The organism is Bacillus sp. XB1 (assembly GCF_053557995.1).
Map to the genome: position 1 here is coordinate 67,816 of NZ_JBNRIL010000006.1, position 26,879 is coordinate 94,694.

Here is a 26,879-nt window from a genome sequence, read left to right on the forward strand (position 1 = left end):
AAACTTTATAAAAATGGTATGTTAGCGTTTTCATAACTTTTAAGTTATGCTAGAATAAGGACATAAGTTATTAATTATTACAAAAAGAAAAAAGAATCTCTTTTTTCTGTTAATTATAAGGGGGCATTTCATTATGCGTATTGGGGTACCAGCAGAAATTAAAAACAACGAAAACCGTGTGGCAATGACACCAGCAGGTGTTGTACATTTAATTCGTAACAATCACGAAGTATTCATTCAAAAGGGTGCAGGTTTAGGATCTGGTTTCACAGACGCTCAGTATGTGGAAGCGGGAGCAAAAATTGTTGATACAGCTGAAGAAGCTTGGAACATGGAAATGGTTATGAAAGTTAAAGAACCAATTGAAAGCGAATACAAACACTTCAGTGAAGGCTTAATCTTATTCACATACTTACACTTAGCTCCAGAGCCAGAATTAACAAAAGCTTTAATCGAGAAAAAAGTTGTTTCTATTGCATATGAAACAGTACAATTAGAAAATCGTTCATTACCATTACTTGCACCTATGAGTGAAGTAGCTGGTCGTATGGCTGCACAAATTGGTGCACAATTCCTTGAGAAGAACAAAGGCGGTAAAGGTATCTTACTTGCAGGTGTTCCAGGGGTTAAACGTGGTAAAGTAACAATCATCGGTGGTGGACAAGCTGGTACAAATGCTGCTAAAATTGCAGTTGGACTAGGTGCGGATGTAACAATCATCGACTTAAGCGCAGAACGTCTTCGTCAATTAGATGACATTTTCGGAAACCAAGTAAAAACTTTAATGTCTAATCCTTACAATATTGCAGAAGCTGTTAAAGAGTCTGATCTTGTAATCGGTGCAGTATTAATCCCAGGTGCAAAAGCTCCAAAACTTGTAACAGAAGAAATGATTAAATCAATGGAACCAGGTTCTGTTGTTGTAGATATCGCGATTGACCAAGGTGGTATTTTCGAAACAACTGATCGTATTACAACTCATGATAACCCAACTTATGAAAAACACGGCGTTGTTCATTATGCAGTTGCAAACATGCCAGGTGCGGTTCCACGTACATCAACTCTTGCATTAACAAACGTAACAGTACCATATGCAGTACAAATTGCTAACAAAGGCTACAAAGAAGCTTGCCTAGGCAACACTGCATTACTAAAAGGTATTAACACATTAGATGGCTATGTAACATTTGAAGCAGTTGCAGAAGCTCACGGTGTAGAGTACAAAGGTGCTAAAGAATTATTAGAAGCAGAAACAGTATCTTGCTAATAGAAGCATTATACAAAACAAAATCGAACAATATATAAAACAACATGATAAGAGCTAAGAGTGAAGATCTCTTAGCTCTTCTTGGCAAAAGGGGGCATACATCGTGGCCAACCTATTTAAAAAGAAATCCGTTACGCAATTGTTAGGGGAAAGTAAAAGTAAAACTTTGACGAAAACGCTAGGGGCATTTGACCTAACAATGCTAGGGATTGGTGCGATAATTGGTACAGGAGTTCTAGTATTAACTGGATTAGTAGCAGCAAGAGATGCTGGTCCAGCAGTTATTTTTTCATTCATGATTGCAGCCATCGTTTGTGGATTTGCAGCATTATGTTACGCAGAGGTTGCTTCTACACTTCCTGTTTCAGGTAGTGTGTACACATACTCATATGCAACAATTGGCGAGTTTGTAGCTCATTTAATGGGATGGACATTACTATCCGTATATGTTGTAACGACTGCCGCAGTAGCTGGCGGATGGACTGGTTACTTCCATAACTTAGTGAGTGGATTAGGGCTTGAAATTCCAAAAGCACTGCTAACGATTCCGTCTCAAGGTGGTATAGTGAATTTACCAGCAGTTATCGTTACATTAGTTATAACTTGGTTATTATCAAGAGGTACGAAAGAAAGTAAACGAGTGAATAACATAATGGTATTAATTAAAATTGGTATCGTTGTTTTATTCATTGCAGTTGGTGTATTCTACGTGAAACCAGAAAACTGGATACCATTTGCACCGTATGGTTTAAGTGGAGTTTTCGCGGGGGGAGCAGCAGTATTCTTTGCTTTCTTAGGATTTGATGCATTAGCAACTTCTGCTGAAGAAGTAAAAAATCCGCAACGTGATCTACCGATTGGTATTATCGCTTCGTTAGTCATTTGTACAATCATTTATGTTGTAGTTTGTCTCGTTATGACGGGTATGGTTTCATATAAAGAGCTAGATGTACCGGAAGCGATGGCGTATGTGTTAGAAGTTGTAGGACAAGATAAAGTAGCTGGTATAATCGCAATTGGAGCTGTAATTGGTATTATGGCAGTAATTTTTGCTTACATTTATGCAACGACACGTGTATTCTTCGCTATGAGCCGTGACGGTTTATTGCCAGAATCTTTCGCGAAAATTAATAAAAAGACAGAAGCACCAACATTTACAGTTTGGTTAACAGGAATTGGTAGTGCTTTAATTGCTGGATTTATCGATTTGAAAGAATTGTCGAATTTAGCGAATATTGGAGCGTTGTTAACATTTGCGATGGTTGGTGTGTCAGTTATTATTCTTCGTAAAACACATCCAAAATTACAACGTGGATTTATGGTACCACTTGTACCGATCTTGCCGATTATTTCAATTGCATGTTGTCTATTCTTAATGGTAAACCTACCATTAAAAACATGGATGTACTTCGGTGCTTGGTTAGCAATCGGAGTAGTTGTATACTTTGTTTATTCGAAAAAACATAGTCATTTAAAAGACGATGGAAGTTCGCAGGATAATTTAGAACAAGCTAATTAAAGGGATATAAACACAGTAAGCCTTGTGCGTCTAGGGAGCGCACAAGGCTTTTTCTTTTGTTGAAATAAAGGGAATGTATATTATTTTGTCGAATTTTTCTGTCGGAATATGAAAAAAGGGTGGGAGCGAAATGGAAGAAACAAAAGTTGTTGTTGGAGCAGAGGGTTATAATAATAACCCTGGTTGGTTACATACGAATGAAGAAGAATTAAATTTATTAAGGAGAGAAACTTGGCTTTATAAATTTCAACCTAATTCTTTATCAGCAATTTTGGCAGAACATGTATGGGAGCATTTATCATATGAAGAAGGAATTGAAGCTGCAAAAATTTGTTATGAGTTTTTAATGGAGAATGGATATATTCGTTGTGCAGTACCAGATGCATTTTTTCCAGATGAAGAATATCAGCAAGGGGTACAAGTAGGTGGACCTGGTCCATTAGATCATCCTGCAGCAAGTCATAAAATTGTTCATAGCTATAAAACAATCACGTCCATGTTTGAATCAGCAGGTTTTCAAGTAAGGCTCTTAGAATACTGTGATGAGAATGGTAAGTTTCACTATAATGATTGGAATGAGAAAGATGGATTTATTTATCGTTCGAAACGTTTTGACCATAGAAATCGGGATAATCATTTAGGGTTTGTTTCTTTAATTGTGGATGCGGTGAAAAATGAAAAGTAAGTAAAAAGGGGTGTGCGAATTGTGCATCCTTTTTTGTATGAGAATATAGAGAGTGCGGAAAATATGTATACGACTTATTAAAATGTGAACGGAATGTTCATAAAAAAAATTCAGATTTCATTGACACATATGAGTGGGCGCTCATATAATAAGAGTATAAGATATATGAATGATTGTTCATATGTTCAATTAAAGAGGTGAGCTATAATGGCTGGAAATAAAGTAGAAACACCACAAGAGACATGTTCTCAAACGATAATTCATGAAGAAGTTGTAGAGCAAGTAAAACAAACAATTCCAACTGATGAAAGTTTAAGTAAAGTAGCAGAACTATTTAAAGTATTAGGTGACCGTACACGTACGAGAATATTACATGCGCTATTTGAAGCTGAAATGTGCGTTTGTGATTTAGCTTATTTATTAGGAATGACACAATCATCTATTTCGCATCAGCTTCGTGTGTTAAAGCAAGCGAAACTTGTGAAGAATCGTAAAGAAGGAAAGGTTGTTTATTATTCGTTAGCTGACCAGCACGTAATTCATATCTTCGAGCAAGCGTTTGAACACGTAAACGAAGAAGAATAAAAGAACGCGAGGAGGGAGAACGATGGCTGAAGCATTGGTGAAAAAGAAACTGATGTTAGAAGGTTTAGATTGTGCGAACTGTGCAATGAAAATTGAAAAAGGTGTTGGGAATATAGAAGGAGTAAATTCTTGTTCTGTAAACTTCGCAACAAAGACAATGATCTTAGAAACAGCACAAAATAAAGAAAACGAAGTTGTTACGGAAGCAAAACAACTCGTTACAAAATTAGAACCGCATATTAAAGTTCAAGAAGAACAAAAAAATAAAATTGCTAAAGAAGTATTTATATTAGAAGGTTTAGATTGCGCGAACTGTGCAATGAAAATTGAAAATAAAGTGAAGGAAATGCCAGCTGTCTCAGAAGCAACTGTTGATTTCGTATCGAAGAAATTACGAGTAGAAGTTGCGAATAAAAGAGAACTAGAAGCGACTGTAGCAAATATAACAAATGTCGTTCAAAAGTTAGAACCAGATGTGAAAGTTGTTCGTGAAGAGAAGAACGGTCATGACCACGGACATAGTCACGATCATGGTGAAGCAAATGTGAAAAAGATGGTAGGGAGATTAGTGGTCGGCGGAATTTTGACAGCAATTGCTGCATTAGCGGGCTTACCACAAATGGTAACAATTCCGTTATTCGTCCTTGCTTATTTATTAATAGGTGGAGATATCGTTTGGAGAGCGATAAGAAACATAACTCGTGGCCAAGTATTTGATGAAAACTTCTTAATGGCAATTGCAACTGTAGGAGCTTTTGCAATTCAACAATATTCTGAAGCTGTAGCAGTAATGCTATTTTATCAAGTAGGAGAACTATTCCAAAGTATTGCGGTAAACCGCTCCCGAAAATCAATTACTTCATTAATGGATATTCGTCCTGATTATGCGAATGTAAAGATTGGAAATGAAACGAAGCAAGTATCACCAGAAGATGTAAAAATTGGCGATTATATTATCGTTAAGCCAGGTGAGAAAGTGCCGTTAGACGGAAAAGTAATTGAAGGAACATCAATGGTAGATACTTCAGCATTAACAGGTGAATCTGTACCACGTGAAGTAGAAGTTGGAAATGATGTATTAAGTGGCTTTGTGAACCAAAATGGTGTGTTAACAATTGAAGTTACAAAAGAATTCGGTGAATCCACTGTATCAAAAATTTTAGATTTAGTTCAAAATGCAAGCAGTAAAAAAGCACCAACGGAAAACTTTATTACGAAGTTTGCACGTTACTACACTCCAGTTGTAGTTATTACAGCGGCGATCATGGCGTTTATTCCACCACTTATTTTAGAAGGAGCTACATTCTCTGAGTGGATTTATAGAGCTTTAGTGTTCTTAGTAATCTCTTGTCCATGTGCGTTAGTTGTATCCATTCCTCTTGGATTCTTTGGAGGTATCGGTGGTGCATCTAAAAGTGGTGTGTTAGTAAAAGGTAGTAACTATTTAGAAGCTTTAAATGATGTAAAATATATTGTTTTTGACAAAACAGGAACATTAACAAAAGGTGTTTTCAAAGTTACAAAAATGGAACCGAGCGAAGGTACTACAAGTGAAGAGTTATTAGAGTATGCGGCATTTGCTGAAGTATATTCTAACCATCCAATTGCCCAATCTATTCGAAAGGCATATGGAAAATCAATTGATGAAAAAATAATCGATGATTATAACGAAATTTCTGGTCACGGTACAGTCGTAAAAGTACAAGGAAAAGAAATTTTTGCAGGTAATGCAAAATTAATGAGAAAAGAAAATATTGAATTTAAGCAACCAGAAACAGTAGGTACATTAGTTCACGTTGCTGTAGATGGAAGATATGCAGGTTATATTGTTATCTCTGATGAGGTAAAAGAGGATTCGAAACAAGCGATTCAAAAGTTAAAAGAACTAGGTATTAAAAAGACAGTAATGTTAACTGGTGATGCAAAACCAGTTGGTGAAGCTGTCGGTAAAGAATTAGGCTTAGATGAAGTTCATGCGGAATTACTACCACAACAAAAAGTAGAAGAGATTGAAAAAATTGATGCAGCGAAGCATGGAAAAGAAAAAATTGCCTTCGTTGGTGACGGTATTAACGATACACCAGTATTAGCCCGTGCAGACGTTGGTATTGCGATGGGTGGTTTAGGATCAGATGCAGCAATTGAAGCGGCAGACATCGTTATTATGACTGATGAGCCTTCAAAAATTGCGACAGCTGTAAAAATTGCAAAACGTACAAGAAGTATAGTGTGGCAAAATATCATCTTTGCTCTAGGTGTAAAAGGGATCGTTTTATTACTTGGTGCTTTTGGTATTGCAACAATGTGGGAAGCTGTTTTCTCAGATGTTGGTGTGACACTACTTGCAGTGTTAAATGCAATGCGTGTATTAAGAGTGAAAGATTTATAAAAAAGAGGACGCGACCCGCGTCCTCTTTTTTATTGGTGATTTTGTTGAAATTGACTCAATAAAATAATACCAAATATTATTTTGCTTTTAAATAGCGTTATATTAAAATTTAAAAATAAAATACATTCGTCTTATTCTTTTAATATATTTTTTACAAATATCCATATAGTATTGAAAAAACAGAGAAGGGGAAACTTCTCTGTTTACTTTTGTATGTTTTTTTCGACTTGTTCTCGAACTGTTTGAATGTAATTCATTTTATGATCCCAGCACTCTTGGCTTAAATCGACAGGGTATTCTTCAGGATTTAAAGTTCGCATATATTCTTCCCAAAATAGAGAGAGACTCTGTTCATTATATTTTTGAATATCTAATATACTTGGTAGTTCATATGTTCTTTCACCGTTAACGAAAATATCTTTATGCAGTTCACGGGCTTCAAAGTTTGTTACGAATTTACTTATATATGTGTGAACTGGATGGAACATTTTTAAGCGCTCTTCTTTTCCAGGTTCTTCAGAATCTAATGCAATATAATCGCCTTCTGCATGATCGTTTACCCGATTGATAATACGATAAATTCGTTTCAGTCCTGGAGTGGTAATTTTTTCAGGGTTAGATGAAATTTTAATCGTATCATTTAATTTTCCGTCAGTATCTTCAATCGCAACTAGTTTGTAAACAGCCCCCAATGCAGGTTGCTCAAAGGACGTAATTAATTTTGTCCCAACGCCCCATACGTCAATTTTTGCTCCTTGAGATTTAAGGTGCATAATTGTGTATTCATCTAAATCGCTAGAAGCGATAATTTTTGTATTTGTAAACCCTGCTTCATCTAATAGTTTTCGTGCCTTTTTCGATAAATAAGCCATATCACCACTATCAAGACGTATGCCATAGAAATCAATACGATCCCCAAATTCTTTTGCAACACGAATCGCATTTGGAACACCAGATTTCAATGTGTCATATGTATCAACGAGAAAGACGCACTTTTTATGAGTTTCAGCGTATTTTTTAAACGCGACGTATTCATCGCGATATGCTTGAACGAAAGAGTGAGCGTGTGTGCCAGCTACAGGAATCCCAAAGCGTTTCCCAGCACGAACGTTGCTTGTAGAGGAGAAACCACCAATAAAGGCAGCACGCGTCCCCCAAAGGGCAGCATCGAACTCATGGGCACGTCTTGTGCCGAACTCTAAAAGCTCATCATTACTTGCAGCATGTTTCATACGTGCTGCTTTTGTGGCAATTAATGTTTGGTAATTCACAATATTTAAGAGGGCAGTCTCAATAATTTGTGCTTCACCAAGTGGTGCATCAACACGTAATAAAGGTTCGTTATTAAATACAACTTCGCCCTCTTGCATACTGCGAATCGTCCCAGTGAATTTCATATTTTGTAAATAATGAAGGAATTCTTCTTCAAATTGTAATTCTGCTAAATAAGCGATATCGCTTTCAGTAAAACTGAAATTTTCTATGTACTCTACAATTTTCTCAAGGCCAGCAAAAACAGCGTAGCCGTTCTCAAATGGAAGCTTTCGAAAATATAAATCAAAAACAGAACGGCGATTATGAATACCATCTTTCCAATATGTATAAGCCATGTTGATTTGATATAGGTCTGTATGTAAGGCATAACTATCGTCTTTATAATGAGTCATCGCGAGAACACCTCCATAATTTGGTTATAGTATACCAATTTTTCACCATTCGTAGCAAAGAAGAGATATTGATGTGAAGTCAAGAGAGAAAAAAATGAAATTATGCATATTTTTTAGAAAATTTATATTTATCAATTTATATTTCTCCAGATTTTATGTATTATTAGAGTAATGGGGGTAATGAGAATGGAGGAGGACAATGCAACAAACATTAGAAAAAATAGGCAAACAAGTCTTTTATAAACGGCTACAGCAAAAAATGACACAAGAAGAATTATGTCAGGGCATTTGTTCTGTCTCATACTTAAGTAAGATTGAAAATGGAAAGATTGAAGCATCAGAAGAAATTCTACAATTGCTCTGCGCAAGATTAGAAATTGCCGTGACGGATTTGAGGGATGTAGAAGAAGATGTGAAGGGGAAGCTGGATGAATGGTTGAATGCACTAGTTCATTTAGACAAGCAACAAGTAGAACGTATATATGAAGAGTTGCAAGGTGAAATGAAGCATGTGTTGGATTTTGAAATTATAAATTATTATAAACTGCTGTATACACGTTATTTAATTATGAAAAGGGATATTTCTGCACTCGAAGAAGAATTAGATAAGTTGAAGAAGGTATATAAAAAATATTCTCCATTTCAGAAGTTGTTATACATGTATAGTAGAGGATTATTGTGCTGTTTACAGTATAGATGGAAGGATGGGCTAGATTACTTATTAAAAACAGAAGTAATGGCCAAAGAACAAGGGTATCATGAAACAGGCTTGTATTATAATATAGCGCTTGCATATACTCATTTAGATATTCATCATCTTGCAATTCATTTTGTAAATATGGCATTAGAAGGATTTCGTAGTGAATATAAGTTTAGAAACATAATTAATTGCCAAATCCTTATTGCGGTAAGTTATACAGAAAAAGGTCAGTATGAAGAAGCTTTAAAAATGTATGAGAGTATATTGAGAGAGGCCACATCTTTTGCTGATAAGGATGTACTATTAGCTATTACTTTAAGTAATATGGGAAGTATCTATTATAAAAAAGGCAAATATCAGCAAGCGAAAAAATATTATTTAGATAGTCTACAACTTCAAAAACAAATAGATTTAAACTATTTAGATACAATATACGAAATGGCATTAGTATGCATTAAATTAGAAGAGTTGGAAGAGGCAAGGACATTAATTGATAAGGGAATTGATGCAGCAAAACAGGAAGAGAGATTTAATGCAAAATTATATTTGCTTTTAATGCTTAGATATAAATATTTTGAAGAAGCAAAAGATTATAAAGCATTTTTGGAAAATGAGGCTATCCCGTTGTATAAATCTGCAGGAAATAAAATAGAATTAAAGAAAGTATACGTTGAACTAGCAGAACATTTTTCGAGTTTATCTAGATTTGAAGAAAGTAATCGATACTATAGGTTAGTTATTGATTTAATGAATGATAATAAGGAGGAATAAAAATGAAAAAGATGGTATTTGGAGTATTGGCGTTTATAGTGACTCTTACAGTTGCTGGAGGAATACAACAATATAGCAGTAAACCTGATATTGTTGGTCAACAAGCTAAAACTGTTGAACAAGTTAATTTATAATCTCCCCCCCCTTTCCAATCGGAAAGGGTTTTTCAATATTTGTTCCTCAAAATTCTACAAAACTTGAGAAAAAAATTATTTGAATTTTTAGTATATTAATAGTGGAAACATAATGCTAATATGAAACTACTCTTTTTCAAAAAAATTTTTATTAGGGGGAAGGTTCATGAAAAAGAAAAGTTTAGCGTTAGTGTTAGCGACAGGAATGGCAGTTACAACGTTTGGAGGGACAGGCTCTGCATTTGCGGATTCTAAAAATGTGCTCTCTACGAAGAAGTACAATGAGACGGTGCAGTCACCTGAGTTTATTTCTGGTGATCTAACTGAAGCAACTGGCAAGAAAGCAGAATCTGTTGTGTTTGATTACTTAAACGCAGCAAAAGGTGATTACAAGCTAGGGGAAAAGAGTGCACAAGATTCTTTCAAAGTGAAACAAGTGAAGAAAGATGCTGTAACTGATTCAACAGTAGTACGTATGCAACAAGTTTACGAAGGAGTGCCTGTATGGGGTTCTACTCAAGTAGCTCACGTAAGTAAAGACGGTTCTTTAAAAGTATTGTCTGGAACAGTTGCACCTGATTTAGATAAAAAGGAAAAGTTGAAAAATAAAAATAAGATTGAAGGCGCAAAAGCAATTGAAATCGCGCAGCAAGATTTAGGGGTAACACCGAAATATGAAGTAGAACCAAAAGCGGACTTATATGTATATCAAAACGGTGAGGAAACAACATATGCATATGTTGTAAATCTAAACTTCTTAGATCCAAGCCCAGGAAACTACTACTATTTCATTGAGGCAGACAGCGGTAAAGTATTAAATAAGTTTAATACAATTGATCATGTGACGAATGATGATAAGTCACCAGTTAAGCAAGAGGCTCCTAAACAGGATGCGAAAGCTGTTGTAAAGCCTGTAACAGGAACGAATAAAGTAGGAACTGGTAAAGGTGTATTAGGAGATACGAAGTCGCTTAATACAACGTTATCTGGATCATCTTACTACTTACAAGATAATACACGCGGGGCAACGATTTTCACATATGATGCGAAAAACCGTTCAACATTACCAGGAACATTATGGGCAGATGCAGATAATGTTTTCAATGCAGCGTATGATGCAGCAGCAGTAGATGCTCATTACTATGCAGGTAAAACATATGATTACTATAAAGCTACGTTTAATAGAAATTCTATTAATGATGCAGGAGCACCGTTAAAATCGACAGTTCATTACGGAAGTAATTATAACAATGCATTCTGGAACGGATCACAGATGGTATACGGAGATGGTGATGGTGTAACGTTTACTTCATTATCTGGTGGAATTGATGTAATTGGTCACGAGTTAACGCATGCTGTTACGGAAAATAGTTCAAATCTAATTTATCAAAATGAATCTGGGGCTTTAAATGAAGCGATTTCTGATATCTTTGGTACTTTAGTAGAATTCTATGATAACCGTAACCCGGATTGGGAGATTGGTGAAGATATTTACACACCTGGTAAAGCAGGAGACGCACTTCGCTCTATGAGTGATCCTACGAAGTATGGTGATCCAGACCATTATTCTAAGCGTTACACTGGTTCAAGTGATAACGGTGGTGTTCATACAAACAGCGGCATTATTAATAAACAAGCTTATTTATTAGCAAATGGTGGTACGCATTATGGTGTAACTGTAACTGGTATCGGTAAAGATAAATTAGGTGCGATTTACTACCGTGCAAATACACAGTATTTCACGCAATCTACTACATTTAGTCAAGCTCGTGCTGGTGCAGTACAAGCTGCTGCAGACTTATATGGTGCAAATTCTGCTGAAGTAGCAGCAGTTAAGCAATCATTTAGTGCTGTTGGTGTAAACTAAGGCTTTAAGGAAGAGCTAGTAATAAAATACCTCAAAAATAAAGAAGGAGCATAGGCTCCTTCTTTATTTTTTTCTCCATTTTTTCCACAAATAAAACAATCCAATAACGCCTGCGATTGTTACAACCCACTTCGCTTCATTTGTTCCGTTCATGACTTGGTATGCCGAATATACTTCAATCAATAAGGCCGGTATTTTACCTATTGTACTGGCAATACTGAAGGAGAGTAATGACATTTTCCCTAGAGCTGCAAATAAAGTCACGATACTTGATGGGATGAAAGGTATCAATCGAAACGATAGAACGAGTAGAAAGGCCTCTCTACCTTCTACATAAAGAAGACGCTCTACCTTTGGGTACTTATTTACTTTATCGTGAGTGAACTTTTGAAGGCCCAGGCGGTAAATATAAAACGAGATAATAGCCCCTAAGGCCTCACCTGCGATCGAAATGATTGTGCCATTTGTTACACCGAAGAGCTGTATATTAATGGCGGTTAAAAAGATGCTAGGAATAACACCTAAAAGACTAATGATGATGTTAATTAAGATACTAAGTGGAATTGCGATTGAATAGTATTCTGTTAAGAAATTTTGAATCGTTTCAGCCATTGTTTAAAATCCTTTATCTTTTTTTGCATTACACCATATTTCGATTGTATAGGCAAGGGAAAATTTACATAATGTAGAAAAACGTTGATAAGAAGGGGTATTGATACCTTATATGGGTATTAGGTATATAAAAACAGGGGTATTTTAAATCGTTTTGAAAAACAGTATAAAAACCTTTGTGTAAAAGAGTTTTATAATTATATTATTGGTGATTTTATTCGGGAAATAATTATAAAATATAGGGGGTATATATTATGAAAGACGAAAAATAGAGGGTTGATGAAATTGCGCGGGTAAATATGGAAAAATAGATGAAAAAAATGAAAACTGATAGATTTTTTCGTTGTGAAATTGACTTTTAGTGAAGTTGCGATAATAATCATGGAAGAGGTGATATGATGAAACGAATAAGCAGTCTTTTCTTCAGTAGTTTATTGGCATTAGTGCTAATCTTAAGTGGATGTGCAGGAAAAGAACAAAAAACAGAGAAACAGACAGGTAATCAAGCTACATCGGTAGAAAAAATTAGTGATAATATTTTAGATGAAATGGAAGGACCACCTAAAAATGGTCATACGATTGAAAGACATGTAGGCAAGTCAGAAGAGGATTTGAAGAATCGCTTGAAGACAGATAAAGTGTCAGCCGCAAGTACATACTATGATAAAGAAACAGCGACGAAAGCTGTAAAAGATAGCTTGAAGCAACATGACAAGGAAATTCAAGATTGGTTAAAAAATTCTAAAGAGGCTCGTCTCGTAATAAATACAACTCATTCATTCCCTGTTGGAAAAACGGTAATAAAGAAAAATATGAGTGTAAAAGACAAATTGGTAAAAACTGTTACTGTTTTAGCAAGAGATAAGTCAGGGGAATTAGGGTTTAAGATTATTACTTCTTATCCATCTGATAAATAAGAAGGGGGAGTACATTATGTATACGACATTACAATACTTTCTTAAATCGTACTGTACGTTAAGTATTCATGAGGATGAAATAGTAAGCGTGATGGAAGAGTTTATTGAACAAGAAGACGAAGAAATTGTTTTGAAATTACGTGATGAATTAATAAATATGAAGAAAAAGAACGCGTGGGAAGAGGCGTGTGTATTAGCTGCGAAGCAAGGAAACCGTATGTGGTCTTTAGAAGAAACGAAAGATCATCTTGAAACTTTTTTACTATTACTGCAAAAGAAAAAGGTGTGATTTACTCACGCCTTTTTCTTTATGCTATTTGGTTGATATTATCTATTCTTTTGGAGCGCTTTTATATACGCTTTTTGAAATTTGTCCATTTGATATTACTTCCCCGTTTTGTGTTACTTTTTTATACGTAACCGCTGTGATTTTATCACTAGTCCTACTAATTACTTGAGAAGAAACTTCAACATTTTTACCAGTATTTGTACCGAAAATGCGTGTAGTAATACTACCTCCATTTGAAAATGCTTGAATATAAATATGATTGCCTGTATTATTTTTAAATTTTAAATCTGGACCATAATCTGCTACTGCTGCATCTTGCCCAAGTGGTAAATAATTTACTGGCATAGAATGATTGCTTCGAGAAACAATTCCTAAATCAGCCCTTAAAGCTGCGCTGTATAAAGTACTACTGACTTGGCAAACTCCTCCGCCTGCACTTTGTATTACTTTACCTTGTGAATATACTGCTGCAGATTTGTAACCATGTGCAGCATCAGTTACGCCAACGCGGCCGTTAAAACTAAATGTTTCATCAGGTGCGACAATAACCCCACTTAAAGTATTAGCTGACTTATTTACGTTAAATGATTGATTTCCGTTACGGCCAGCCATTGGAGTAGAATATTCAGCAATGACTTCTTTAATACCCATTTTCTGTATATCTTCTGTAGAACGTTCTGGTTTTATGAATGTAACTGGTAATGTAACATCTGATTTACCAGTAGTAATAGCTTCGTTTGTTAAACTGTTTAGTTTTCCTTTATCAATTTTTTCTCCGTTTTGGCTTTGACTAACATTTACTGTTGAGCCTTCAATGCTTAATTCTGCATTAACAGGATTTTTTAATGTTTCATTATATTTATCTTTTATAAAGGTTTCATAAGCTGTTGCATTTAATTGTGGTGTTAATTTATAGTCACGTTTTAATTCACCGTTTTCAGCTTGCTTGCGCATTTTGTAACGATTCATTACGTTTCCTTCTTGTTCTTTGAAGATTTTGTCAATAATATCTTTCTCTTTATAATTTACCCCTAAATCTTTCCATGTGTAAGTTTGTTTATCGTTTTGGAATATGTAGGTAAGGGATTTTTGATCTAATTCAGTTACCCTTTGATTAATAATTGCTTGAATATCTTTCTTATTTTTTCCATCGAGAGAAATACCTTCAAATGTAGTATTTGGTAATGCAGTAGTATCTAATTGATTATTTAATTTGGATACATATTGATATCCCCCAACACCGCCTACACAAAGTAATATGCCCCCAGCAATTGCAGAACCAATCAGTATTTTACTTAGCTTCATTTATTTCCCCCCAGAAATTTATGTATAAATATATGTATTACATTTTTTGTATAAAAATGATGAAAATAACATTATGTACGTACTAGTATACTATTATTTTCACTGTGTGTGTAATGTTTTCATAAAAAATGTTACATCGCTGTAATAATTGTCACTTCTTGTCACAATGTGTATGAAAAATATGTTGAAAAATATAATAAAAAGGCTGTCTAGAATGATCTAGCAGCCTTTTTATTATAATTTTTTATGTTCATTTTTATTCGTAACACCGAGATGTTTTTGAAGGGTAGTTGAAATAGTATCGACGCTTTTTTCATTTGGCACGTAATAATAAATACCACCTATATATTTATCTGTACCTTCTACTTGCATTTTTTCCATCTTTAAATTTGAATCCATTGAATTTTTTGTAATTGTCATCATATCATCAAAAGTTAAATTGGTTTTTAAGTCTTTATCGACAGCGTCTAGTAGGCCACCGATTTTATTAATGGAATTAAGAGATAGTGCCTTTTCAGCAATGGCCTCTAATACAAGCTGTTGTCGTTGGCCACGCATATAATCACTATCGATGTGACGAGTTCTAGCTAGTGCCAGTGCCTCTTCTCCATTTAAATGTTGACGTCCTTTTTTTAGATGAATTGCATCTGCTTCATCTTTACTATTTTGCTCTGTGAATTCAACTGGAACGTCCACAGTAATGCCACCAAGAGAATCAACAATTTTAATAAAGGATTTAAAATTGAATTTTACATAATAATCAACTGGAACATCTAAAAAGTTCTCTACCGTATCAATTGTGCTGTCTACACCACCGAATACGTGCGCATGTGTGATTTTATCGTATTTATCACGTGATTTAATGTAGACGCGTGAGTCACGTGGAATGCTTACAAGTTTAACGGATTTATCGTTTTTATTAATTGTTGCAAGTAATAACGCATCTGTTCGAGTTGCTTTTCCATAATCTTTTTCCCTAATATCACTTTCATCAACACCCATAATTAGTACGGAAATGTTGTCGGTCATAGGTTTAACAGCTTTTTCACGTTTACTGGACTTTTCTCCTCGACCTAGTTCAGCATAAGCATTATTTAAGACGGACTTTGCTTTACTGTATATATGGAAGGAGTAGCCTCCTGCTCCAAGTGCTACAATTAGTAATGGAATAAGAAGGAACCAAAGTAGGCGTTTTTTCTTTGAGCGTCCTTTTTTGGCTCGCGTATCGTTGTTCGTGTCGGATTTCATCATTTTTTCTCCTTTAAAACTATCAAAGTGTATACATTTAGAAGTGTATTCAAACACATAAAAAATATTTTACGCTAAATAAAAGCGATTGTACATGTATAAAAAATAGATGTCTTGATTATTTATCCGGTATTAACGAGCAGTAAAACGCCCACCTCAAAGTCCAGTGAATACAATGAAGTTAGGTGGGAGATAACTGCCCGTAAATACCCGATTGATGAAGGCTAATAATCAGAGTGGGGATAGCCCCACTCTGATTAAAGTTTCACTTTATAAGACACCTATTCGTTATTGTATACAAAAGATAGGGATAAGAAAATGATAAAATTTTACCTAATTACAACATAATGCTTACGATAATTGCAGATAAAATACTAACGAGAGTAGCTCCATATAGTAATTTAAGGCCAAACCTCGCAACAACGTTTCCTTGTTCTTCGTTTAGTCCTTTTACCGCACCTGAAATAATACCAATGGAAGAAAAATTGGCAAAAGATACAAGGAAAACAGAAATAATACCAACTGTACGGGGAGAAAGGCTATTAGAAATTTTACTAAGGTCCATCATTGCGACAAATTCATTCGTTACAAGCTTCGTTGCCATAATGCTACCAGCTGCTACAATTTCAGAGCTTGGTACACCGATAAGGAATGCGATAGGTGCAAATACGTAGCCAATTAATTGTTGGAACGTAATACCGAATATAATGAGGAACAAGTCATTAATACAACTAATTAATGCGACAAATCCGATGAGCATAGCGCCGACAACAATGGCTACACGAAAACCATCAAGAATATATTCTCCAAGCATTTCAAAAAAGCTTTGTTTTTCACCTTTGATTTCTAAAATATCTTCGTCATCTTTAACGTCGTAAGGGTTAATGATGAGTACGATAATAAAACCGCTAAATAAATTGAGAACGAGTGCAGTTACTACATACTTAGGTTCAATCATTGTCATATAGGCACCTACGATAGACATAGATACGGTTGACATAGCGGAGGCACAAAGTGTATAAAGACGGTGTTTTGGAATTTGAGCTAATTGCTTTTTCACTGTAATAAAAACTTCTGATTGGCCGACAATGGCAGAAGCGATAGCGTTGTAAGATTCTAATTTCCCAAGACCATTTATTTTACTAAGAAAGTACCCGATCCAACGAATGAAAAATGGTAGTATTTTGAAATGTTGTAATATACCAATTAAAACAGAAATAAAGACGATTGGTAATAATACAGTAAGGAAAAATGGCATTTCACCTTTATTTGCAAGACCACCAAATACGAAATTTATTCCATTAGCAGCATACTCGAGTAGCTTTGTAAACAAACTGGAAATGATTCTAATAAGTATGAGGCCGATTTCTGTATTTAATAGTAAATAGGTTAAAATTAACTGTATAATAAGCATGATAAAAATTGGTTTAAATTTAATATGCTTCTTATTATTGCTAGCAATATAAGCGAGCAAGAAAACAACAATTAATCCGACGAAAAAAGTAATGAATTTCATGGTAAGCCCCCTAAAAGAGATATTCTGCTATATATGTTTTTCATTTCAAGGGAGAATATGCATCTTTGGTAAAGAAAGGAATAGAGAGAGTATGAATATATGTAGAGTGCATCACGTTGCAATTATTTGTTCGAATTATGAGACGTCAAAGTATTTTTATACTAGAATATTAGGGTTTAAAGAAATGAATGAAGTATATAGAAAGGAACGAGATTCTTATAAATTAGATTTATGTGTAGGAGAAGAGTATCAAATCGAATTATTTTCATTTCCAAATCCACCTGAGCGCAAAAGTTTTCCAGAAGCAGCCGGTCTTAGACATTTAGCATTTGCTGTTACAAATATAGAAGAAGCAGTGAAGCATTTAAATCAATGTGGTGTTGAGACCGAACCGATCCGTATTGATGAAATAACGGGGAAGAAATTCGTCTTTTTCCAAGACCCTGATGGTTTACCTTTAGAATTGTATGAGGTTTGAAAATTGGTGGATTTTATATAGAGTTGCTTTCCAATAATTGAAGAAACTAAAGTGAAACTTCTTTTTAAAAGGAGGTGTAACTTTAGCTAAGAAAGCTAAAGAGCATATGTGGATATTTTAAAATTATTGATGGTAGTCATTCTTATTGGGTTAACAGCATTTTTTGTGGCTGTTGAATTTGCAATTATTAAGGTACGTAGCAGTCGTATTGATCAACTCGTTAGCGAAAAAAGACGAGGTGCACTGGCCGCTAAAAAGGTAACTACAAATTTAGATGAATATTTATCGGCCTGTCAGCTAGGTATTACAATTACTGCTTTAGGGCTCGGGTGGTTAGGGGAACCAACCATTAAACATTTACTCGAGCCGTTGTTTTTAAAATTGCAATTCTCACCTGCAATTTCCAGTACAGTTTCATTTATTATTGCCTTTGCAGTAATTACATTTTTACATGTTGTCATTGGGGAACTTGCTCCAAAGACCTTTGCTATACAAAAAGCAGAACAAGTTAGCTTATTGTTATCGAAGCCACTTATTTATTTTTACCGAGTTATGTATCCGTTTATTTGGGCTTTGAATGGTTCAGCGAGGGTTGTAACTGGTTTATTTGGATTAAATCCAGCTTCTGAACATGAAGTAGCTCATTCAGAAGAAGAATTAAGGTTAATCTTATCTGAGAGCTATGAGAGCGGAGAGATTAACCAAAGGGAATTTAAATATGTAAATAATATTTTTGAATTTGATAATAGAGTAGCAAAAGAAATTATGGTACCTCGTACGGAAGTTGTAGGCTTATATGAGGACGAACCATTTGAAACACATATTAAAGTAATCGCGCAAGAAAAGTACACGAGATATCCTGTATTTGGTGAAGATAAAGATGAAATTATTGGGATGGTTAATGTAAAAGATTTATTTATTCGTTATATGGATGGTAGTCGGGACGAGGAGTGCTCGATTATGCCATATACAAGGCCAGTTATTGAAGTGCTAGAAAATATTCCAATTCATGATTTACTATTACAAATGCAAAGAAAACACATTCCATTAGCTGTATTGTATGATGAATATGGTGGTACAGCAGGGATTGTTACACTAGAAGATATTTTAGAAGAAATTGTTGGAGAAATTCGAGATGAATACGATGAAGATGAGAATCCACCTATAGAGCATGTAAGTGAAGGCTATAAAATCGTAGAGGGAAAAGTGCTTATTAGTGAAGTAAATGATTTGCTTGGCATACATTTAATTGCTGATGATGTAGATACAATTGGTGGCTGGATTATGGTACAAAAACAAATCGTTGCTGAAGGAGATATTATTGAGAAACACGGTTTTTATTTTAAAGTCCTTGAAAAGGATATGCATCAAATTAAACGAGTGGAAATAAGGAAAGTAGGAGAATGATTTTCTATAAACTTTAATAAAAAGGATATACAGAAAAATAAATGTTTGCGCTTTCAAAAAAGGTACTATATAGTGAAGGTGGATACTGAAAAATTCTTCTGAATGATACTCGTGTTTTTCGAGGGCGGATTTTTTGGATAAGGATTTAGAATGAAAAAGTATAGGTGATAAAAATGATAGCAACGAAGGATATACGTATAGAAAAAGATTTTTTAGGTGAAAAAGAAGTACCAAGTGCAGCTTATTATGGTGTACAAACATTACGTGCCGTAGAAAACTTCCCAATTACAGGATATCGCATTCATCCATCACTCATTACAGCAATGGCAATTGTGAAAAAAGCGGCGGCGCTTGCGAATATAGATACTGGTTACTTAGCTAAAGACATTGGACATGAAATTGCAGAAGCAGCGCAAGAAATTGTTGATGGAAAGTTTCAGGATCAATTTATCGTAGACCCTATTCAAGGCGGAGCCGGAACTTCTATTAATATGAATACAAATGAAGTAATTGCGAATAGAGCGTTAGAACGTATGGGATATGAAAAAGGGGCGTATGCGAAAATTAGCCCAAACACTCATGTGAACATGGCCCAATCAACGAACGATGCGTTTCCGACAGGAATTCATATTGCAACTCTTATGATGTTAGAAAAGCTTCTTATTACAATGGAAGAACTTCATTCTGCTTTTCGTAAAAAAGCAAAAGAGTTTGATCACGTTATTAAAATGGGACGCACACATTTACAAGATGCAGTTCCAATTCGCCTTGGACAAGAATTTGAAGCGTATAGCCGAGTGCTTGCGCGTGATATAAAAAGAATTAAACAGTCTCGTCAACATTTATATGAAGTGAATATGGGGGCGACAGCTGTTGGTACAGGATTAAATGCAAATCCTACGTATATTGAACAGGTGGTAAAACATTTAAGAACGTTTAGTGGGTTCCCACTTGTTGGTGCAGAGCATTTAGTTGATGCAACGCAAAATACAGATGCATACACAGAAGTATCTGCAGCACTTAAAGTATGTATGATGAACATGTCTAAAATTGCAAACGATCTTCGTATTATGGCGTCTGGGCCACGTGTTGGGTTGGCTGAAATTCAATTGCCAGCACGTCAGCCGGGTTCATCGATTATGCCAGGTAAAGTAAATCCAGTTATGGCAGAAGTGATTAACCAAGTCGCATTCCAAGTAATCGGAAACGATCATACAATTTGCTTAGCATCAGAAGCAGGACAATTAGAGTTAAACGTAATGGAGCCTGTGCTTGTATTTAATTTAATTCAATCTATAAGTATTATGAATAATGGATTCCGTGTATTCCGTGAATATTGTATTGAAGGAATTACAGCAAATGAAGAATTGCTGAAGCAATATGTTGAGAAAAGTGTTGGAATTATTACAGCAGTTAATCCTCATATTGGTTATGAAGCAGCATCTCGTATTGCACGTGAAGCGATTGAAACAGGAAAATCTGTTAGGGAGTTATGTTTAGAGCATGGTGTACTGACAGAAGAGGAATTGGATATTATTTTAGATCCATTCGAAATGACTCACCCTGAAATTGCTGGAGCTTCTTTATTAAAAAATAAAAAAATGTAATGTGAAAAACACCGATCCATTTGGATCGGTGTTTTATTTTTAAAAGATATTAAATACAGCGTTTAATTGAAGTAAGCTAATAACAGCTAAGAAGATTAAACTGTATTTCATTGCTGTTTTAAATAGAGCAGATTCTTTACCAACTAGTCCAACTGCGGCACAAGCAACTGCTACAGATTGTGGTGAAACCATTTTTGCCATTGTACCACCTACTACGTTTAAGGCAACGAGTGTAGAAGGGACGATGTTTAACTGGTCTGCTGTTACTGCTTGAAGTGGTGCGAATAAAGAACCACTTGAAACTACTGAACCTGTAATGAATACGCCAATCCATCCTAAGATTGGAGAAAGAATTGGGAATGCATTACCAGTAGAAGAGAATGCAAGTCCAAGTGTAGATGACATACCAGAGTAGTTCTCTACGTAAGCTAATGCGATAACGCTACAAATTGTATATACTGGGGCTTTTAATTCTTTCATTGTTTCAATCATTAATTCTTTAACCATTTTACCTTTTACGCGGTAAACGATAAGTGAAACGATAATTGCTAGTACAATCGCAGTAGTTGTAGAAGAGAATACATCAAATTTGAAAACAGCTGCGAAAGGTGTATCAGCTTTTGTAATTGGTGTAGTTTTCATAACAGCATTATGAAGACCAGGGAACTGAATGTTAAATACTAAGTTTGCTAACGCACCATCTGGAGCAAATAAAGCTTTAATCGGTTTTAAGTTAAAGATTGTTACAAATGCAGTTAAGAATACGAATGGAGACCAAGCATATAAAATTTGATTGAATGTATGTGATACTTTAGTTTCTTGTTTTTCTTCTTTAGTAGAAGATTTTGGTTGCCAAACACGTAAGAATAATGCAAGAGCAATCATACTTACAACGGCTGCAAAAATATTAGTAAGTTCTGCGCCTAAGAAGTAAGTTACAGCGAATTGAGTAATAGCGAAAGAAACACCACTTACAAGAATACCTTGCCAAGTTTCTTTAATACCTTTAATTCCATCGACCATTGAAACAAGTAAGAAAGGTAAGATAACACTAATGAAAGGTAAAATAAGAACAGTTTGACGACCAATAGTTAATGCGTCAAGTTGAGTTAATTGTGCTGGTACTGTAACTGGAATACCCATAGCACCCATAGCACCACCAGCAATATTAGCTACTAAACAAATACCTGCTGCTTTTAATGGATTAAAGCCCATACCTACAAGTAGTGCAGCTGTAATAGCAACTGGAACCCCTAGACCAGCTGCGCCTTCTAAGAAAGCACCGAAAGAATAAGCGATTAATAATACTTGTAAACGTTGATCATTTGTAATGCTTGAAATACTATCGCGAATAATATTGAATTGCTCTGTTTTAACAGTTAATTTGTAAAGGAAAATTGCGGCGATAACGATAGTACAAATTGGATAAAATCCAGATAAAACACCGAATCCGGCAGATGCTACAGCTACTGTTGCTGGCATTTTATAAACAAATATTGCAAGGATAATAGCGACAATCACACTATAAAGACCAGCCATGTAACTTTTCATTTTGAATCCCATTAAACAAATGATGAAACAAAAGATTGGAAGTGCTGCGATTAGTGCAGATAACCAAATATTGTTTAACGGGTCATAAATTTGTGTCCAAGTACTCATAATAATGACAACTCCTATCTATTATATGTGAAGAAATTCACATTATTTGTGAAACAATTCACAATCAACTTACATGCTTAGTATATTCTCCTTCAACACTATTGTCAACGTAAAAAAGTATAATTATTCCATAATAGTGTTAAAAGAAAAGCTTTGTTCATAAAGTAGACAAAAAACACACTCAAATGAATTTAAGTGCGCTGTATAAACTATGTGCATATTATTTTGCTTATTCAGATGGCATGTTCTTTATAGGTGTATATTAGATGAAGTCTTTTATATTAAGTATAAAGTTTGATATATGCAATTATCTGTCCTGTTTGATCTAGTGGGGGGAACGGTGAGTGGATTTAATAGGAAGTTTTGCACAACAATCCAACCGCTTGCAATACGAATAAAAAATAAGAAACAAATTTTTAATATCACATCATCTCTTTTTACTGAAAATTCCTTTTAGCGTAACAAAGAGGTTAATTATAGTTCAACTACATTACGATAGGTTATCAATTATAGACGGTATTTTACAATACCGTTACTGTGCATTTCAATGAGGTGAAAATATAACAAAAAGCCTGATAAAACAACGTTTGCAAGCAAAGTATTCGTAGGCCATTATTTTGCTTTTTCGTTATATCATATAGTATAATATTCAAAATCAGCAAGGATTTTTTCCTGAATTTTTGCTGATAAAGATGGAAAAAATTTTCGGCTTTATAGGTTGATAAAGTTATGTCGTAACAGGAAATATAAGAACAGATATATAAATAAATAAAAAGAACATAAAAACGCAAATAAAAACGAAAATGAGGGGAACTTTATGAGCCAAAATCAATTCGAATGTCGTATTTCAGAAGAAGATGTACAAATGTTAAGAGCGTTAGCTCACCCACTTCGTCTACGTCTAGTAATGGAACTTATGCAAAGAGGAACATGTAATGTAACACAGCTACAGGAAGTATTAGAAATTCCACAATCAACTGTTTCACAACATTTAACGAAGTTAAAGCAAAATAAAGTAGTACGCTTTGAAAGACGAGGATTAGAAGTGTATTATCAAATCCATAATGATAAAGTAAGTGCGGTAGTAAAAACATTATTTTCTTAAAATTTGAATATTATGGAAAAAGACGTGTAGAATATACGTCTTTTTTTATTTGTCAGAAAGGTAGCGAGAGAGTAAATATTAGCATGTTAGGAAGAAATGACTATCAATCAACATGCTGCCTGACGGAATATATTCTAAAAGGAAAAGAAAAAATAAAAAGGAGTGTAGTAAGCAAAAGGAGGGATAGTAGTATGGATGTGAAACGTGTGAAACAAATCTTATCTTCTTCAAGTAGAATTGACGTTACATATGAGGGCGTACCAGTATGGATTGAGAGCTGTGATGAGCAGAAGGGGAGTGCTCAAGTGTATGATGTATCTAATCCTGGTGAGAGCGTTCATGTGGACGTGACAGCTTTAGAGGAGAAGTAATAAAAAAGACGCTTCTAATTTTAGAAGCGTCTTTTTGTTATTCCATCATATGTGCAATTTTCTTAGAGAACATAAGAAGTACTAATCCCAGTACAATTACGATAATACCGATGCTTGCGAATACTTCTAAATATCCTAAAGATTGAGTGAAAGCGGCTAATTGTCCTGCTAATAAGTTTGCGAAGCCAGTACCAGCTAACCATACACCCATTAATAATGATGCTAATTTAACAGGAGCAATTGCACTTACCATAGATAATCCGATTGGTGATAAGAATAACTCACCGATTGTGTGGAACATGTAAGTGAATACAATGAATAGTAAGTTTGCTTTCATTGTAATGTTACCTTCATCGCTACCAGTTTTTAAAACAGCTAAAGTTAGAACTAAATATCCAATCCCTAGTAAAATCATGCCTAATGCCATTTTTGTTGGGATTTTCAAATCGCCATTTTTTGTTTTTGAAAGCTTAATCCATAACGCAGAAACAGGTAATGCTAGTAAGATAATGAATAGTGGGTTTACAGATTGGAACCAAGGTGTTGGAATTGTAAATCCACCAATTGTACGATCTACGAACTTATCTGTGTAAAGTGTTAAAGAACTACCAGCTTGCTCAAATCCTGCCCAGAAGAATACTACGAAACAAGTTAAAATTAAAATTGCAGCAGTACGTTTTTTCTCTTGTGTTGTTAAAGGTTTTTTCTCAATTGCTTTTGCATTTTTTTCTTTAGATTGTTTACCTACAACAGTTGTTCCGATAGACCCTAAGTAACGAGGTGCTAAGAAATTAAAGGCAAGCTGCCCAATAATCATACCGATACAAGCTGTTAAGAAACCGTATCTATAATCTGCGAAGTAACCGCAAATGAATGGAGCGATAAGAGCTCCTAAGTTAATCCCCATGTAGAAGATAGTGAAGGCACTATCACGACGAGAATCGTTGTCGCTATATAATTGACCTAATAAAGTCGAAATGTTTGGTTTGAAGAATCCGTTACCAATAACTAATAATCCTAATCCTAAGAAAAGTCCAGTTTTTGTGTTCATTGAGAATAATACAAAGTTACCAATTGCCATGATGATACCACCAATAGTAATGGCATGTCGCTTCGTAATGAAATGGTCAGTTAACCAACCACCAATAATAGGTGTGAAGTATACTAACATTGTGAAAATACCGTAAATTTGAACTGCAACTGCTTTATCAAATCCTAAACCGCCGCTTACTAAGCTCGTTGTTAAATAAAGAACTAATAAGCCACGCATTCCGTAATAACTAAATCTTTCCCATGCTTCTGTAAAGAACAACAAGTATAACCCTGGTGGATGTTTTTTTGGTGATTGTTGCTCTCCAGCTTTGTCTAATTTTAAAGCTGCATCCATTTTTGTTTCCCCCTAATCCTGTATAACGGATATTTATGTAATCATTTTAATTTACAAAATATTTAGAAGTCAATAGAATTATATGGAAATAGAAAGAAAATTTCTAAAAAAGTTCTATTTTTCTTCGACCGTTACTGTATTTTGCCCTGAAAACGAGATGATAAGCGTTTTCAAATGTAATAATTGAATTCTAAAAGAAAATAAAATAGTGATTAATCAGAAAATTTAGATTAAAACATTTATTCTGATATAAAGAAAATATATTCTATTTACTTTCTCAATATAACATATTGGGAATAAAAATACAAAACGAAATAATGTGACATTTAAGTGAATTGAAAAATAACCAGCTCCACAGAAGGGAGCTGGTTAAGGAAATATTATTTAACAAAGCGTTTTTCGATGTCATCTAATAGTAGGTTAGCGGCCATTACGCCACCAGCTGTATTCCAAATAACGTCATCAACTTTGTATGCTTTACCATTTTTTACTGCATTTAAATTTTTAAATAGAGGATCGTTTATATACTCTTTTTCTAGTTCAGATCCTTTTTTCTCATTTCCTTTATCGAATGTGAAGTAGAATAATACGTCACCATCCATAGCAGAAATACGCTCTTTAGATACGTTACGCTCTGCAAAATCATCTTTATTTTGATCTCCAGGACGTTTAAATCCAAGTTCTTTTAAAATAACACCAGAGAATGTATCGCCATGATAAATACGAACATCACCAGGCATGAAACGAACCATAGAGATTTCTTGGTTTACTTTATCGCCAAGTTTGCCTTTTAAATCTTTTATACGTGATTCGTAATCAGCTACAACTTTTTGACCTTCTTTTTCTTTATTTAATGCTTTTGCATAAAATTTGAAGTTATCTTTCCATTCACCACGTAATGTTTCTGAGAACACAGTAGGTGCAATTGCTTTTAGTTGTTCGTACACTTTTTCGTGGCGCATTTTATTACCGATAATTAAGTCTGGTTTTAAAGAAGCAATTGTTTCAACGTTAACTTGTCCTTCATCACCAACAACTTTTACATCTTTCATTTTATCCTTAATATGTGGATACCATGGGTCACCAGTCCAAGACTTTACAGCACCAACTGGTTTCACACCTAATTCAAGTAAAGCTTCAGTTCCTTCATTTGTTAAGATAACTACACGTTTTGGATTAGCAGGAACTTCTGTTTTACCCATTGCATGTTCTACAGTAACCACTTCTTTTTTATTATCTTCTTTTGTAGATTCTTCTTTGTTATTTGATTTTCCACAAGCGCTTAAAAGTATTGAAAATGCTAGTAAAAATACAAATACTGTAAACGATTTCTTCCGCATGAAATTCATTATGTACCCCCTACATGTTGAGAATATTTTTCAATAGCAAGCATG

General features: G+C 34.7%; 23 protein-coding genes. 15 read left to right on the forward strand and 8 right to left on the reverse strand.

All coding sequences use genetic code 11. The features are described from left to right. Positions 1-133 precede the first annotated feature (133 nt). From ald to ACK1U5_RS25545, 5 genes are all read left to right on the forward strand, one after another. Positions 134-1,267: an alanine dehydrogenase gene (gene ald / locus ACK1U5_RS25525; RefSeq protein WP_001219744.1), complete on the forward strand. Its 1,134-nt coding sequence runs from the start codon at positions 134-136 to the stop codon at positions 1,265-1,267. Between the two features lie 103 nt (positions 1,268-1,370). After that, positions 1,371-2,786, forward strand: a complete 1,416-nt coding sequence (locus tag ACK1U5_RS25530; RefSeq protein WP_001284887.1) for an amino acid permease — start codon at positions 1,371-1,373, stop codon at positions 2,784-2,786. A 130-nt stretch (positions 2,787-2,916) separates the two neighbouring features. Continuing rightward, positions 2,917-3,471: a class I SAM-dependent methyltransferase gene (locus ACK1U5_RS25535; protein WP_061140049.1), complete on the forward strand. Its 555-nt coding sequence runs from the start codon at positions 2,917-2,919 to the stop codon at positions 3,469-3,471. A gap of 207 nt (positions 3,472-3,678) precedes the next feature. Further along, positions 3,679-4,056, forward strand: a complete 378-nt coding sequence (locus ACK1U5_RS25540) for an ArsR/SmtB family transcription factor (protein WP_000918378.1) — start codon at positions 3,679-3,681, stop codon at positions 4,054-4,056. A gap of 22 nt (positions 4,057-4,078) precedes the next feature. Further along, on the forward strand, positions 4,079-6,445 hold the full coding sequence (locus ACK1U5_RS25545; protein ID WP_000796558.1) for a heavy metal translocating P-type ATPase: 2,367 nt from the start codon (positions 4,079-4,081) through the stop codon (positions 6,443-6,445). 203 nt (positions 6,446-6,648) lie between these two features. Here ACK1U5_RS25545 and ACK1U5_RS25550 read toward each other — a convergent pair whose 3' ends face one another. Beyond that, positions 6,649-8,112, reverse strand: a complete 1,464-nt coding sequence (locus ACK1U5_RS25550) for a nicotinate phosphoribosyltransferase (RefSeq protein ID WP_000150184.1) — start codon at positions 8,110-8,112, stop codon at positions 6,649-6,651. Positions 8,113-8,311: 199 nt separating this feature from the next. Here ACK1U5_RS25550 and ACK1U5_RS25555 point away from each other — a divergent pair, with 199 nt between their 5' ends. The 3 genes from ACK1U5_RS25555 (at position 8,312) to ACK1U5_RS25565 (ending at position 11,584) form a co-directional block, all read left to right on the forward strand. Continuing rightward, entirely contained in the window at positions 8,312-9,583 is a 1,272-nt protein-coding gene (locus ACK1U5_RS25555; RefSeq protein WP_001187938.1) for a helix-turn-helix transcriptional regulator, read from the forward strand. A 2-nt stretch (positions 9,584-9,585) separates the two neighbouring features. Further along, positions 9,586-9,717, forward strand: coding sequence for a quorum-signaling peptide NprX (gene nprX / locus ACK1U5_RS25560; RefSeq protein WP_080481882.1), 132 nt, complete (start codon positions 9,586-9,588; stop codon positions 9,715-9,717). A 166-nt stretch (positions 9,718-9,883) separates the two neighbouring features. Next, the gene (locus ACK1U5_RS25565; RefSeq protein ID WP_000730369.1) at positions 9,884-11,584 is read left to right on the forward strand and encodes a M4 family metallopeptidase; all 1,701 of its coding nucleotides are present in this window, start codon (positions 9,884-9,886) and stop codon (positions 11,582-11,584) included. A gap of 63 nt (positions 11,585-11,647) precedes the next feature. On the opposite strand, the gene ACK1U5_RS25570 is transcribed toward ACK1U5_RS25565, so the two are convergent. Then, positions 11,648-12,196 carry a TVP38/TMEM64 family protein gene (locus tag ACK1U5_RS25570; protein WP_000852232.1) on the reverse strand — a complete coding sequence of 183 codons (549 nt, stop codon included), beginning with the start codon at positions 12,194-12,196 and terminating at the stop codon, positions 11,648-11,650. A 398-nt stretch (positions 12,197-12,594) separates the two neighbouring features. On the opposite strand from ACK1U5_RS25570, the gene ACK1U5_RS25575 reads away from it, so the two are divergent. Next, positions 12,595-13,113, forward strand: coding sequence for an RNase A-like domain-containing lipoprotein (locus ACK1U5_RS25575; RefSeq protein ID WP_000822699.1), 519 nt, complete (start codon positions 12,595-12,597; stop codon positions 13,111-13,113). Positions 13,114-13,129: 16 nt separating this feature from the next. Next, the gene (locus ACK1U5_RS25580; protein ID WP_069605031.1) at positions 13,130-13,402 is read left to right on the forward strand and encodes a hypothetical protein; all 273 of its coding nucleotides are present in this window, start codon (positions 13,130-13,132) and stop codon (positions 13,400-13,402) included. A gap of 42 nt (positions 13,403-13,444) precedes the next feature. Here ACK1U5_RS25580 and ACK1U5_RS25585 read toward each other — a convergent pair whose 3' ends face one another. The 3 genes from ACK1U5_RS25585 to ACK1U5_RS25595 form a co-directional block, all read right to left on the reverse strand. After that, positions 13,445-14,707: a VanW family protein gene (locus tag ACK1U5_RS25585; protein WP_000777362.1), complete on the reverse strand. Its 1,263-nt coding sequence runs from the start codon at positions 14,705-14,707 to the stop codon at positions 13,445-13,447. 234 nt (positions 14,708-14,941) lie between these two features. Beyond that, positions 14,942-15,958, reverse strand: coding sequence for an LCP family protein (locus ACK1U5_RS25590; RefSeq protein ID WP_001986019.1), 1,017 nt, complete (start codon positions 15,956-15,958; stop codon positions 14,942-14,944). 334 nt (positions 15,959-16,292) lie between these two features. Further along, positions 16,293-17,471: a NupC/NupG family nucleoside CNT transporter gene (locus ACK1U5_RS25595; protein ID WP_000668870.1), complete on the reverse strand. Its 1,179-nt coding sequence runs from the start codon at positions 17,469-17,471 to the stop codon at positions 16,293-16,295. 91 nt (positions 17,472-17,562) lie between these two features. On the opposite strand from ACK1U5_RS25595, the gene gloA2 reads away from it, so the two are divergent. The 3 genes from gloA2 to aspA all read left to right on the forward strand — a co-directional run bounded on the left by gloA2 (position 17,563) and on the right by aspA (position 20,963). Then, entirely contained in the window at positions 17,563-17,949 is a 387-nt protein-coding gene (gloA2, locus tag ACK1U5_RS25600; protein ID WP_001017685.1) for an SMU1112c/YaeR family gloxylase I-like metalloprotein, read from the forward strand. Between the two features lie 108 nt (positions 17,950-18,057). Then, positions 18,058-19,356 carry a hemolysin family protein gene (locus tag ACK1U5_RS25605; protein WP_000353322.1) on the forward strand — a complete coding sequence of 433 codons (1,299 nt, stop codon included), beginning with the start codon at positions 18,058-18,060 and terminating at the stop codon, positions 19,354-19,356. A 173-nt stretch (positions 19,357-19,529) separates the two neighbouring features. Further along, positions 19,530-20,963 (forward strand): aspartate ammonia-lyase, encoded by a 1,434-nt coding sequence (gene aspA, locus ACK1U5_RS25610; RefSeq protein ID WP_069605032.1) that lies wholly within the window; start codon positions 19,530-19,532, stop codon positions 20,961-20,963. A 39-nt stretch (positions 20,964-21,002) separates the two neighbouring features. On the opposite strand, the gene ACK1U5_RS25615 is transcribed toward aspA, so the two are convergent. Continuing rightward, the gene (locus ACK1U5_RS25615; protein ID WP_030023043.1) at positions 21,003-22,622 is read right to left on the reverse strand and encodes an L-lactate permease; all 1,620 of its coding nucleotides are present in this window, start codon (positions 22,620-22,622) and stop codon (positions 21,003-21,005) included. A gap of 817 nt (positions 22,623-23,439) precedes the next feature. Here ACK1U5_RS25615 and ACK1U5_RS25620 point away from each other — a divergent pair. After that, positions 23,440-23,727 carry an ArsR/SmtB family transcription factor gene (locus tag ACK1U5_RS25620; protein WP_000081428.1) on the forward strand — a complete coding sequence of 96 codons (288 nt, stop codon included), beginning with the start codon at positions 23,440-23,442 and terminating at the stop codon, positions 23,725-23,727. A gap of 191 nt (positions 23,728-23,918) precedes the next feature. Next, complete coding sequence (locus ACK1U5_RS25625) at positions 23,919-24,098, forward strand: acid-soluble spore protein H (RefSeq protein WP_000382679.1); 180 nt, start codon at positions 23,919-23,921, stop codon at positions 24,096-24,098. A gap of 37 nt (positions 24,099-24,135) precedes the next feature. On the opposite strand, the gene ACK1U5_RS25630 is transcribed toward ACK1U5_RS25625, so the two are convergent. Together ACK1U5_RS25630 and ACK1U5_RS25635 are read right to left on the reverse strand one after the other, a co-directional pair. Then, the gene (locus ACK1U5_RS25630; protein ID WP_044584126.1) at positions 24,136-25,485 is read right to left on the reverse strand and encodes a peptide MFS transporter; all 1,350 of its coding nucleotides are present in this window, start codon (positions 25,483-25,485) and stop codon (positions 24,136-24,138) included. A 380-nt stretch (positions 25,486-25,865) separates the two neighbouring features. Next, positions 25,866-26,834, reverse strand: a complete 969-nt coding sequence (locus tag ACK1U5_RS25635) for an ABC transporter substrate-binding protein (RefSeq protein ID WP_069605033.1) — start codon at positions 26,832-26,834, stop codon at positions 25,866-25,868. Positions 26,835-26,879 lie beyond the last annotated feature (45 nt).